This window comes from Vibrio sp. B1FLJ16, from assembly GCF_905175385.1.
Taxonomy (GTDB): Bacteria; Pseudomonadota; Gammaproteobacteria; order Enterobacterales; family Vibrionaceae; genus Vibrio.
On sequence record NZ_HG992749.1, the window covers coordinates 997,739 to 1,010,580 of the forward strand.

Annotated in this window: 10 protein-coding genes; 7 read left to right on the forward strand and 3 right to left on the reverse strand. The window is 44.7% G+C overall.

All coding sequences use genetic code 11. From position 1 onward, the window contains the following. Positions 1–387 precede the first annotated feature (387 nt). The 4 genes from KHN79_RS04600 (at position 388) to KHN79_RS04615 (ending at position 5,750) form a co-directional block, all read left to right on the forward strand. Positions 388–2,304 carry a DUF3604 domain-containing protein gene (locus KHN79_RS04600; protein WP_182008272.1) on the forward strand — a complete coding sequence of 639 codons (1,917 nt, stop codon included), beginning with the start codon at positions 388–390 and terminating at the stop codon, positions 2,302–2,304. Continuing rightward, a complete protein-coding gene (locus KHN79_RS04605) occupies positions 2,301–3,182 on the forward strand; it encodes a peptidyl-prolyl cis-trans isomerase (RefSeq protein WP_182008271.1) in 882 nt (293 codons plus the stop codon). The genes KHN79_RS04600 and KHN79_RS04605 overlap by 4 nt, the downstream gene beginning before the upstream one ends. Before the next feature lie 95 nt (positions 3,183–3,277). Further along, positions 3,278–4,171 (forward strand): HupE/UreJ family protein, encoded by an 894-nt coding sequence (locus tag KHN79_RS04610; RefSeq protein WP_182008270.1) that lies wholly within the window; start codon positions 3,278–3,280, stop codon positions 4,169–4,171. Positions 4,172–4,595: 424 nt separating this feature from the next. After that, the gene (locus tag KHN79_RS04615; RefSeq protein WP_182008269.1) at positions 4,596–5,750 is read left to right on the forward strand and encodes a right-handed parallel beta-helix repeat-containing protein; all 1,155 of its coding nucleotides are present in this window, start codon (positions 4,596–4,598) and stop codon (positions 5,748–5,750) included. A 103-nt stretch (positions 5,751–5,853) separates the two neighbouring features. On the opposite strand, the gene KHN79_RS04620 is transcribed toward KHN79_RS04615, so the two are convergent. From KHN79_RS04620 to KHN79_RS04625, 3 genes are read right to left on the reverse strand one after another with little or no spacing between them, the layout of a single operon-like run. Further along, positions 5,854–6,759 (reverse strand): FAD-binding oxidoreductase, encoded by a 906-nt coding sequence (locus KHN79_RS04620; protein ID WP_280519656.1) that lies wholly within the window; start codon positions 6,757–6,759, stop codon positions 5,854–5,856. 19 nt (positions 6,760–6,778) lie between these two features. Further along, positions 6,779–7,132 carry an FAD-binding oxidoreductase gene (locus tag KHN79_RS21725; RefSeq protein ID WP_280519657.1) on the reverse strand — a complete coding sequence of 118 codons (354 nt, stop codon included), beginning with the start codon at positions 7,130–7,132 and terminating at the stop codon, positions 6,779–6,781. A gap of 34 nt (positions 7,133–7,166) precedes the next feature. Beyond that, positions 7,167–8,555: a glutamine synthetase family protein gene (locus KHN79_RS04625; RefSeq protein WP_182008267.1), complete on the reverse strand. Its 1,389-nt coding sequence runs from the start codon at positions 8,553–8,555 to the stop codon at positions 7,167–7,169. A gap of 322 nt (positions 8,556–8,877) precedes the next feature. Between KHN79_RS04625 and KHN79_RS04630 the strand changes: the two genes are divergently transcribed. The 3 genes from KHN79_RS04630 to KHN79_RS04640 all read left to right on the forward strand — a co-directional run bounded on the left by KHN79_RS04630 (position 8,878) and on the right by KHN79_RS04640 (position 12,835). After that, positions 8,878–10,209, forward strand: a complete 1,332-nt coding sequence (locus tag KHN79_RS04630; protein WP_182008266.1) for a glutamine synthetase family protein — start codon at positions 8,878–8,880, stop codon at positions 10,207–10,209. 122 nt (positions 10,210–10,331) lie between these two features. Beyond that, complete coding sequence (locus KHN79_RS04635; protein WP_182008265.1) at positions 10,332–11,681, forward strand: aspartate aminotransferase family protein; 1,350 nt, start codon at positions 10,332–10,334, stop codon at positions 11,679–11,681. A gap of 44 nt (positions 11,682–11,725) precedes the next feature. Next, positions 11,726–12,835 (forward strand): polyamine ABC transporter substrate-binding protein, encoded by a 1,110-nt coding sequence (locus KHN79_RS04640; protein WP_182008264.1) that lies wholly within the window; start codon positions 11,726–11,728, stop codon positions 12,833–12,835. Positions 12,836–12,842 lie beyond the last annotated feature (7 nt).

Here is a 12,842-nt window from a genome sequence, read left to right on the forward strand (position 1 = left end):
TAGATTGAATTAACAACTCAGATCTTATTCATGATCTTTTTGCAATGTTCTCTACCTGCACCACGATCAACTTTGAGGGTTTCCCGTAGGGAGTAAAGGATAACAGTGCTCCTTAATTGATACAGATGATCGACTCTTAGCTTGAGCTTATATAGTGTGGCAAGAATAGTTTTTGTGAGTACAGAAGATTAAAAGTGGATAAGAATTAAAGGATTAACAACTCCGCGACACACCTTGGCTTTCCCACACACTCAATTGCCGCTCCCGTTCATGCTTTGAAATAGTTTAATTGTTCATTGCATCACTATACTTATGTACTACGGTTAAAAGTAAATCAAACTAGTCGTTGTAATTTATCGTCGTAAGTATTGTTACGGGAATCTCATTATGGCTAAGTACTCACTTCCCCTCATTACATTTTTTATTCTTGCCTCAACTGGTTGTAATAACAGCCAAGAATATACAAATGCAGAGCCCGAGGGGGCGGAAACCGCAGTTTCACCGCAATCAGACAGAAACATCAAAGTAAATCCGATGAAAGACGTTTACTGGGGAGATACTCACAATCATACGGGTAACTCCTTTGATGTGTTTTTGTTTGGAACGCCTAACTCTACCCCTGAAATCGCCTATCGATTTGCCCGCGGTGAAGAAGTTGAGAGCCCAACAACGGGCAAACCATGGAAACTGTCAAAACCGCTCGATTTCCTTGTCGTCGCCGATCATGCTGAACTATTAGGTTCTATCCCCTTGATGTATCAAAATACACCTGGGATTTCTGATACCAAAACAGGTAAAACGTTCCTCGCGATTGCGCCAAATAAATCCGAAGAGAATTTGCAGAAAATATACGAGATTCTCAATTACGCAGCGTTTGACCAACCAAATGAAGCGAATTTGGGAGCCAAAGATTTAGTGAGTGATTTTGGTGGAGAAAAAACGAAGGAAGCCTGGACGCGTTACATTGAAACCGCTGAAAAGTACAACAACCCTGGTACATTTACCACATTAATAGGTTGGGAGTGGACCTCCAATAACCGAGGAGCCAACCTCCATAGGGTGATTTTCATGCCTCAGGGCGGCGATGTCGCCAATCAGTTTATTCCTTACAGTTCGTTAGAGAGTGATAATCCAGAAGACTTGTGGGCGTGGCTTGATGCAACCAGCCAGAAAACGGGAGCGGAATTCGTCGCTATTCCTCATAATCCAAATATCAGTTTAGGTTTGATGTTTGCGGAAACGCGTTTGAATGGTGAACCCATTGATGCTGATTATGCAAGGAAGCGTATGAAGTGGGAGCGATCTGTTGAGATAACACAAATCAAAGGTGATTCAGAGGCACACCCAGCTTTATCGCCGAACGATGAGTTTGCAGATTATGAAACTTATGATTTTGCGCTGACTCCTGATGGCGTAAGACCTGAACCAACAAAAGCTGACTATGTACGCTCGGGATTGAAAACCGGTTTGGAACTAGAAAAGAAAGTCGGAGTGAATCCATTTAAAGTTGGTTTTGTCGGCAGTAGCGATTCCCATACAGGTATGAGCTCAATTGAAGAAAATAATTTTGGCGGAAAAGGTCAGCATGATTCAACGCCAGAAAAACGACCACATCCAACAGGTCTTGGTTCATCTAAAGGTTGGGATATGGGCGCAGCAGGATGGGTTGGCGTATGGGCAGAAAGCAACACTCGGCAAAGTTTAGTTGATGCCTTCCAGCGCAAAGAAGTCTATGCGACAACGGGGCCGCGTATTACCCTGCGCGTATTCGGTAGCTTTGATTTTAGTGAAGAGGATTTGGGTTCCGAGATGGTAAACACAGGTTACCGTAAAGGGGTGCCAATGGGGGGAGATTTATATCAACCATCAGATGGCCGCGCTCCGGGTTTTTTAATTTCTGTAATGAAAGATCCTGATGGCGCAAACTTAGACAGAGTACAAATTATTAAGGGCTGGCTGAGTGAGGAAGGGGTTGCACAGGAGAAAATTTACGATGTGGCATTGTCGGATGGAAGAACAGACGGAAGCGTCAAAGTAGGTAACACCGTCGATCTTTCAACGGGCAAGTACACCAATACGATAGGATCGCCAGAGTTAAGTACTTTTTGGGAAGATCCTGATTTTAGCCCTGAGCAAAACGCATTTTATTATGTACGGGCATTGGAGATCCCAACGCCAAGGTATTCATTATTAGATGCTATCGAGCTTGGCATCAATGTCGCGGAAACAGGTCATCCTGCAACGATACAAGAACGCGTATACAGCTCACCAATTTGGTATAACTCAGCAAAAAGTAGCTTATGAATAAATGGATGAAAGAGCCACTTCTACATTTTGTTTTATTAGGAGTGGCGATTTTTTTGGTGTACAGCCAGATAAATACCGATACGGAAGACGAATATCAAATTGTCATTAATGACAATAAAATCAATCATATCAGGTCGCTTTGGGAGTTACAGTGGAAGCGGGAGCCGACGTTTGAAGAGTTGAAGGGGCTGCTAGAACGCTATACGCGGCAGGAAATCATGTATCAGGAGGCGCTGAAATTAAATTTAGATGAAGATGATGAAATCATAAAACGGCGTCTTTCGCAGAAGATGGAGTTTATGGCGAATGACCTGACTAAAGTTGTTATGCCCCCTAGTGAAGAAAACCTTCTTACGTATTTTGACAGTAATAAAGAAAAATACGTAATCCCCGCCAGTTACTCTCTCAAGCAGGTTACCTTTAATCGAAACAATCATGATGACCCGAAAGCTTACGCAAAAACTCTGCTGGCTCAAGCGGAAGTAGCCTCGGAATCAGCTCTAACTCAAAAAGGCGATCCTGTACTGCTTCCTTCTCGGCTTTACAAAGCTGCGAAATCTGAAATTACCAAAGCGTTTGGCAACGCATTCTACGCTGCTTTGGATACCCAGCCTCTCAATGTCTGGGCTGGTCCTATTTCATCAGGATTCGGGGAGCATTTGGTGTTTATTTCAGAAAAGGAAAGTGCTTATTTCCCCGACTTTGCAAGTGTTCGCAATGAAGTTCAGAGGGATTACGAGTTTGACACACAAAGTGATGCGAAAGGCTCGATATATAAAGAGTTGAAAAAGAAATATAAGGTTGTCATGAAATCTGAACTCTTAGGTGAACTTCAGGAAGCCGAGATATTGGCTAGCTTAAATGGGTTGAAATAGTGCAAATACGACTTTTACAGTGTTGGTTCGTCCTTTTCTTTACATTATTTTGCTCAGGAGTGAAAGCGCACGAGATTCGCCCTGCGTATCTTCAAATGCAACAAACTACGGAATCTAGTTATCACTTGTTGTGGAGAGTTCCGATTAAAGGCGACAAGGTCATCAAATTGGTTCCTGTATTTTCCGACGAGTTTACTTTAAAAGAGTCGGGCGTTCGTAAACTGATGAGTGGCAGTTTAGTCATTCAATATGAGCTCCACGCTCCTCGCCATTTACAAGGGACTACTTTGGCGATAGCCAACCAAGAAAAGACCATGGTGGATGTTCTGATTAGTATCGAATATCTCAATGGTGAAAAGCTAACCCTCATGCTCAAACCTGATAACCCAGAAATCAGGTTGCCGGAAAAAACCACAAAGTGGCAAGTCGCGAAGACTTATACTGTGTTGGGAATAGAGCACATTCTTTTAGGGTTTGATCATCTGTTATTTGTCTTAGCGTTGTTGATACTTTCGGTCGGTTTCAAGAAGCTGGTAAAAACGATCACCGCATTTACGGTCGCTCACAGTATTACGTTAAGTTGCTCTGTGATGGGGTGGGTTAAACTTCCGGGGCCTCCTGTAGAAGCTGTTATCGCATTAAGTATCGTATTTCTGGCTTTAGAAATAGTGAAAGTGCAACAAGGCCAACCATCCTTAACAAGCCAAAAGCCTTGGTTAGTTGCCTTTATCTTTGGCTTGCTTCATGGCTTTGGATTTGCTGGCGCGCTGACAGATATCGGTTTGCCACAAACAGAGATGTTCCTTGCACTAGCGACATTTAATATTGGCGTAGAACTAGGGCAACTGATTTTCGTTGTGGCGGTTATCGTTTTGTTTAAAGTGATAAAATCGTTTCTTTCGCCGAAAGAGTGGGGCAAAAAATTATTGCCATATAGTATTGGCTCAATTGCCGTATTTTGGACGATTGAGCGCTTAATGAGCTTTTAGTGTAGGTAACTAAAATGAAGCCCAATTCCGTCATATTATTTAAAGTGTATACCCAAGTAACCTCAAGGTGCTCGGTTCAGCGAGAATCATGCCCCTCATTTGAACATTTAGTTCTACATCTTCTAAGAAATTATTAAGTTTAAAGCACTAGAGCAACAAATTGAGTATGAGGTAAACCAAGGGCTACGAAACAGTCTATTATTGTGTGAATGTAGTAGTACCAGTCAACATAAGTACTTGATCATTCGGGCTGGTTAAAATCGCTATAACTTAATTACTTATTTATACAGATTGGTATAACGGGGCTTTGGTTTATGGTTATTTTTCACTGATGCTATCTACCCACAAAGTCTATAAGTTAGAAACTTTCTAATCTACAGGGGCGTCTCTATCGTCCTGTCTCAGTCATCATTAGGGTGGATGAATGAATGCAAACAAATCTGAACGAATCATTAACACTAGAATCTGTCTGGTTAGTTTCATTTTAGTTTATGTTCTCTTCACTTCTTATTGCGTTTCCAGTGAGCATCACGCCGAAAATATACATGTAGCTAACACTGTTTTTCGTTATGACAGTCAAGCAGACTCTTCAAAACATCAATCGGGTGACATAACAAGTAGAGAGTTAACACCTGGGCCAGGGCAAACTTCTGTGGATGGCCAAATTTACAAGGACTTAAAATCCGCTGCATCAGTAATTAAAGCAGGAAGTGTCGTAATATTTGGAAGCGGTATTTACCGTGAAGGAATAAGCATTAACCACGCTTCTGTCACTCTCAAGGGGAGTGAAGGTACACATTTTAAAGGTGCAGCAGTTCAGGGTAAGGCAACGTTTGTCGTCAACGGAAATAAAGTTGTAATCGAAAACATTGAATGCAGCGAAGTTGCTGTCCCTCACAAGAATGGAGCGTGTGTCCGCCAGAACGGAAGAGATCTGACGTTACGTTATGTATATTTCCATGATAGTGAGCAGGGTATTCTATCTGCGAAAGGGAGTGGCAGACTGACGATAGAAAACAGTCGGTTTGAGCGTTTGGGGAAAATTGGACGGGCGCATGCTGTTTATAGCAATAATGATCGTTTAGAAATACGTTATAGCCGCTTCCTCAGCTCTAAAGGCGAAGGACACGAAATTAAATCGCGTTCTCCGGTGACACTAATAGAGTCTAGTGTTGTTGCCTCTCTGAGCGGCAAAGATAGCCGACTCATCGATGTATCCAATGGTGGAGCGCTGATAGTCCGTAATAGTGTTCTGGAGCAAGGCGTCAACTCTTCGAATCTTGAGTTGATTGGGTTTGGTTTAGAAGGGATGAAGAGCGGTCATCCTCAATCAGTGACTCTAGAAAATAATACGATCCTGGCAGAGCAACCAAGAGGAAACGTGTTACTTGGTTTACCCGATGACGACAGCAGTATCTCAGTTTCTATCATTAATAATGACATTATTGCTGAGAGCGACATCTATGATGAAGATAAGCATAACCTCATTGATAATAATAAATTTTTCACTGACAGAGCCAGCTATGGTTTGGGACCCTTTCCTGAACTACCTGAGATTGAAGGATTAGACACGCCGTAGCACAACTCTTGGTATTAACCATCAGATTAAAAAGCCCGCAATAAATCATTATATTGCGGGCTTTTTCACGTCAATAAACTAGGGTTACCGACCCTAACGCTGCTTAAAGCAAATCACGAACCCGGTAGTAAGACATGGCTAATACCAGGGCAGGGGTGCGGAGCAAGCGGCCCCCGGGGAATGACATATGAGGTACTTTATCGAAAATCGCAAAGCGTTCAGAGGTTGCAGCAACACATTCAGCCATCAGAGTGCCAGCCAAACCTGTTACCGCGACACCGTGGCCGGAAAATCCCTGAGCAAAATAAACATTGGGTTTCAGCCGGCCAAAATGAGGGGCACGATTCATGGTTATGGCCACATTACCACCCCAGGCATAATCGATTTTCGCGTTACCCAACTGAGGAAATATGCTGACCATTCGGCTACGCATTGCTTTCTCTAGATTGAAGGGGGCAACGCCAGAATAGCTTACTCTCCCGCCAAACAACATTCTGTTGTCACCAGAGCAGCGGAAGTAGTCGAGTACAAAGTTGATATCACATGCGGCGATATGGTTTTTCATCAGTTTATTGGTTAAATCGGGATCGAGAGGTTCTGTGGCGCACATGTAGGTTCCAACGGGCATGACTTTGTTTTCTAATGTGCTTTCTAGCCCTTCCATATACGCATTACACGCCAGAATCACGTGGTTTGCTTTCACTTCACCGTGCTTGGTAAATAGCGTTGCGGGATCACCATGCTCAATCTTTATTACCGCACTCTCTTCAAAAAACTGCGCTCCCGCTGCGGCAGCTGCATTCGTTAAGCCAAGAGTGTAGTTCAACGGGTGTAAGTGACCACTATTGTGGTCAAGCATGCCGGATGTGTATTTGTCGCTGGCAATGTTCTCTCTTACTTGGTCTTTATCCCATAGTTCGAGAGAGTGGTAGTTATAGCGCTCTGTCAGGTTTTCATACCACTCTTGAAGTTCTTTGTCATGACGCGATTTCACGCCTAAATGCGCCATACCGTCGCGCCAATCACAGTCAATATTGTATTTTTTTTATGTTGTTTTTAGTCAGAGCTAATGCCTCGACAGACATATCCCACAGTTTCTTTGCGTCGGACTGGCCGACGAGTTTTTCAAGCGTGTGTTGCTCTGAAGCCCAGCCGAAAATTGCCTGACCTCCGCTGCGTCCTGACGCCCCCCAAGCGACTCGATTCGCTTCTAAAACGATAACGCTATAACCTTTGTTGGCAAGTTCAAGCGCTGCTGTCGCGCCTGTAATCCCAGAACCAACCACACATACATCGGCAACATGGCTTCCTTTTAAGGTAGGGAAGCGCAAATCCTGGTTTTTTGATGCAGAATAGTAAGAATGGGTATGCTTAGTGCTCATCTTGACATCCTTGTCGTCTGATTTTGATTAATCTCTATCGGTACCACTGGTATTCAAGTGGAGAAACCTGAGCGGAAAACCTTTCCTGCTCGTGTTTTTTGTTGGCGAGATAAACTTTGCAAAACTCTTCGCCAAAGCTAGCTTGCATAAATTCGCTAGTCGAAAAGGCTTGTAAAGCACTATCCCAAGAATTTGGAAGAGGTGGCAAATCCAGCAGGCTGGCATCGCCTTCAGTCGCAGGCGGAGGTGTCAGGTTATTTTCAATACCATCAAGAATCGATGCCAATAAAACGGATACAGCTAGGTAAGGGTTAACATCCGCGCCGGACAAGCGGTGCTCTATTCGTTTGTCTTCAACGCCACTAGCGGGCACTCTGACGGCAACCGTTCGGTTATCCCAGCCCCAAGACGCATGAATGGGCACGAACATATTAGGCTGCAAGCGTCGGTAGGAGTTTGCATTTGGTGCAAACACCGCCATGCATTCGTCCATGTGTTCCAAGACACCGGCAATGGCGTTGAGCAGCAGCTCGTCATTGTACCCAAGTACATTGATACCGTCATCGTTCTGCAAACTGATGTGAACATGGCAGCCGTTGCCTGCAAATTCAGTGTAGGGTTTTGCCATGAAGTTTGCATGAAATCCGTGTTTTTTAGCGACAGCGCGGACGACACGCTTTAGCAGCATGGCGTGATCGCATGCGAGTAATATATCGGTTGAATGCTTTAAGTTGACTTCAAACTGGCCCGGTGCATATTCGGCAGTGATGTTTTCCGCCGGAATCCCTTGCGCCTGACATGCACTAACCACTTCATCCAGGAACATTTTAAACTCATCGAGCTCATCAAGCGAATAAACCTGAGTTTGTGTCATACGCTCGCCACTTACTGGCATGAGAGGAGGTTGGGGACTGCCTGCGTCATCATGTTCAGGATCTTGCAAATAGAACTCTAGCTCAATTGCGACACAAGGATGAAAGCCTTTACTTTGAAGTTTTTTGAGTTGTTGGTCGAGGACGTGTCTGGGATCGGCAAAGAAGGGCTGATTGTTGTCCGGTTCGTACATGGTCACGATGGCTTGGGCGCTGTTCTCCTGCCAAGGCACTATCTGCAAAGAGTTTGGCACCATGTGGCAAACCCGGTCACCATCGCCTTTCTCAAATCCTAATCCGGTTTCTTCAACGGTTTCACCGCAGATATCAAGTGCAAAAACTGATGCAGGTAAGCAAATTCCTTGCTCCAGTACTTTGCTCAATTGAGTGGTATTGATCCGCTTTCCTCTGACCACGCCATTCATATCAAACAAGATTAAATCGATCGTGGTGATGTTCGGGTTTTGTTCGATAAATTGAGCAATTTCTTGTTGCTCTTGCTTGGTTTTAAGACGGTCAATATTAATTGGTTGATTGGCAAGACTACTCATACCCACAGTGGTTCCTCCACGCTATACGTAATAACTCCTTGTTCCATAAAGGCTCAGGAATGCTTGCAGACCACTTTGCTTGCTTTATAAACATACACGCATTGTTCAGAAAAACACAACACCTTTGTAACTAAAATATTACTAAGCGCATGGCTTGATATAAAATATTTAACAGATTAGTTGACTTTTGGGTAAATTAAGAACAATGCTAAATAGAGCTTATTGATACATCCGTGATTTTCGGAAAGAGATTTCATTAAGCGAAAAGCTGAATTTCAAGCAAAGCTGTTTCAAGGACCGAACGTATTGCAAAGAAGGATTTATGGAAACATTCAAGAAATGGATTGAAGAAAACCGTATTACCGAAGTTGAGTGCCTTATTCCAGACATTACTGGTAACGCACGAGGCAAGATCATGCCAGCGAAAAAATTTCTTCGAGAAGGAGGGATGCATCTTCCCGAAGTGATTTTTTTCCAGACGGTGAATGGTGACTGGCCGGATGATGAAAGCATGATTGATCTCACTGAGAAAGACATGAATCTGGAGCCGGATCCAAACACGGTCAGATTAGTTCCGTGGACGAAAGATCCAACCGGCCAGGTAATTCATGACTGTTTTACAGTCGATGGTGAACCGGTCGAAGTATCCCCGAGAGCAGTATTGCGACGTGTTTTATCCTTCTACGAGAGAGAGGGATGGCATCCGGTTGTCGCGCCAGAGCTGGAATTTTTCTTGGTTAAGAAGAACTTAGACTGGGACTACCCGCTTGAGCCGCCAATTGGCCGCAATGGTCGCCCTGAAACCGCAAGACAATCCTTCAGTATCGACGCAGTTAATGAATTCGATCCGATTTTTGAAGATATGTATGACTACTGTGAGGCGCAAGGACTGGACGTTGATACGTTAGTTCACGAATCCGGCGCTGCACAAATGGAGTTAAACTTCGATCACGGTGAACCTCTGGATCTGGCTGACCAGGTCTTTCTCTTCAAACGTACTGTCCGTGAAGCAGCCCTTCGTCACGATGTTTATGCCACGTTTATGGCTAAGCCTATGGAACATGAACCGGGCAGTGCGATGCACATTCACCAAAGTTTGGTGGATGCGGACGGTAATAACTTGTTCGCCAACGAAGATGGTTCTAACAGCGAACTGTTCCTCAACTATATCGCTGGTATGCAGAAATACACGCCTGCTGCGATTGCCTTTTTTGCGCCAAACGTCAATTCCTACCGCCGATTAGTCTTCGGCGAGTCAGCACCGACTAACGTGGCATGGGGTGAAGATAACCGCACGGTCGGACTTCGAGTGCCCGTTTCTGACAAAAACTCCCGCCGTATTGAAAACCGCTATGCCGGAGCCGATGCGAATCCGTATTTAGCCATGGCATTGTCATTGGCATGCGGATACCTGGGTATGAAAGAAAAGCTGACGCCAACACCACAAAGTACGGGCGATATGACGACCCAGCCATACTCGCTTCCTCATAATTTGGAAGATGCTTTAGTGCTGTTAGAAAACAGTGAAGAGCTGCGAGAAATTCTTGGCGATCGGTTTGTTTCAGCCTATGTCGCGATTAAACGTAAAGAGTACAAAACCTTCTTCCAGGTTATCAGTTCCTGGGAGCGCGAGTTCTTACTCTTAAACGTATAAGTCGAATTTAGTGACCAAGTTAGGGCTACTTTCTCAAGTTTAAACTTAGGAGAAAACTTTTCTCTTAGAGGGTAAAGGGCGAGTAGCACTTACATGCTATTGATAAACAATGGAATGAAACTATGTCTAAATGGATTGAGCAAGACAGTGCACATTGCTTGCACCCTTTTACTAACTTCAAGGCGTTAAATGACAAGGGCTCCCGCATTATTAAACGCGCGGAAGGTGTGTATATCTATGACGAGGATGACAATAAGATCCTCGATGGTATGGCGGGTTTATGGTGCGTGAATATGGGCTACAGCTGTCAGCCTCTGGTTGATGCCGCCACTAAGCAGATGCAAGAACTGCCGTACTACAATTTGTTTTTCCAAACCGCACATCCCCCGGCGGTAGAACTTTCTACGCTATTGGCAGAAGTAACGCCAGACGGCATGAACCACGTGTTCTTTACCGGATCGGGCTCTGAGTGTAATGACACTGTAGTAAGAATGGTTCGTCATTACTGGTCCAGCCTAGGTAAGCCTCAAAAGCAAACCATCATCAGCCGTAAAAATGCGTATCACGGTAGTACCATTGCGGGCGCAAGCCTTGGTGGCATGGCGTTTATGCATGCTCAGGGTGGCCTTCCTCTTCCTAATATCGTGCACATTGACCAGCCTTACCATTTTGGTGAAGGTAACGGTATCGATGAAACAGAATTTGGTTTAGAACGTGCAAGACAACTGGAAGAGAAAATTCTGGAGCTGGGCGAAGAAAATGTCGCTGCTTTCATTGCAGAACCTATTCAGGGTGCTGGCGGCGTGATTATCCCTCCGGCGAGTTACTGGCCAGAGATTCAGCGTATCTGCGATAAGTACGAAATCTTACTGATTGTTGATGAAGTGATTTGTGGCTTTGGCCGTACCGGAGAATGGTTCGCCAGTCAGACATTTAATATTAAGCCAGATCTGATGTGTATGGCGAAGGGAATCACTTCAGGATACTTGCCACTGGGCGGTGTGATGGTTCGTGATCATGTCGCCAAAGTACTGACCGATGCAGATACGGAATTCGCACACGGTTTTACTTACTCTGGCCATCCTGCCGCTTGTGCGGTTGCTATCGCTAACATTAAAGAGATGCAACGTCTCAGCATTGTTAATCAGGTCCGGGAAGAGACAGGCCCGTATTTCGCTAAGCGTTGGGCAGAGCTTGCCGAACATCCGCTGGTGGGTGAAGCACGCAGTCTTGGTCTGGTTGGAGCGATTGAGCTCGTTAAGGACAAAACAACCAATGAGCGCTTCGAGAAAGATCTCGATGTCGGAACTCAATGCCGTGAGCACTGTTTTAACAATGGCGTTGTACTGAGAGCCGTCGGAGATTCAATGATCTGCTCACCACCATTGATTATTACTAAATCAGAAATTGATGAATTAGTTGAACTTGCCAAACTGGCTTTAGATAACACGCTCGCCGACGTTCAGCAGTAGCCGACGAGAACAATACCAAAACTCACCAAGGAATGGAGATCCAAATGGAGAACGTAAAGGTTTATTGTGGGGTAGCGTTGGGGGTAGCCCTTGGGTTAACTCCGTTAACATCACTTGCTGCAGAAGACAAAGTACTCAATATCTATAACTGGTCTGATTATATTGCCGAAGACACTATCGCCAAGTTTGAAAAAGAAACAGGCATTAAGGTTGTCTACGATGTGTTTGATTCCAATGAAGTATTGGAAGCGAAAATTCTGTCAGGTAATACGGGCTTCGACTTGGTTGTACCAAGTAACGACTTTTTGGGTAGACAGGTAAAAGCGGGCGCTTTCCAGAAACTGGATAAATCAAAGCTCAGCAACTATCAAAACCTGGACTCAAAACTTATGGGGATTCTGGCAGAGACCGTTGATCCGGAGAACGATTACTCGGTGCCTTACCTATGGGGCACAACAGGGATTGGTTATAACGTTGAGAAAGTGAAAGCGGTACTTGGAGAAGATGCACCTGTAAACAGTTGGGATCTGGTATTTAAACCAGAATACATGGAAAAACTCTCGAAGTGTGGTGTTGGCTTCCTGAATGCTCCTTCGGAGATCATGTCGACGACATTAAACTACATTGGCAAAGATCCAAACAGTACTGACCCGAACGACTACAAAAAAGAGGCGCTTGAGTTACTTAAAAGCGTGCGCCCGTACGTCACTTACTTCCACTCTTCTCAATACATCAATGACTTAGCAAATGGAGATATCTGTGTCGCGATTGGCTGGTCGGGAGATGTCCTTCAGGCAGCAGACCGCGCGGCTGAAGCAGATAACGGTGTTGAGGTTGCTTACTCAATTCCAAAAGAGGGGGCAATGGCTTGGTTTGATTTAATGGCAATTCCTAAAGATGCCAAGCACCCGGAGAATGCTCACCAGTTCATTAACTTCCTGTTAAGACCAGAAGTTATCGCAGAAATCAGTAACTACGTTTGGTATGCAAACCCGAACCCGCCTTCACGTGAGTTTATTGATGCTGAAATTCTGGAAGATCCGGGCATCTACCCTGATGAGGAAACGCAGAAGAAGCTGTACAGCGCAAAAATGCTGCCTCATAAAACCGCTCGTGCGCTGACTCGCGCGTGGACAGATTTTGTTAAGAACTAGATAGATT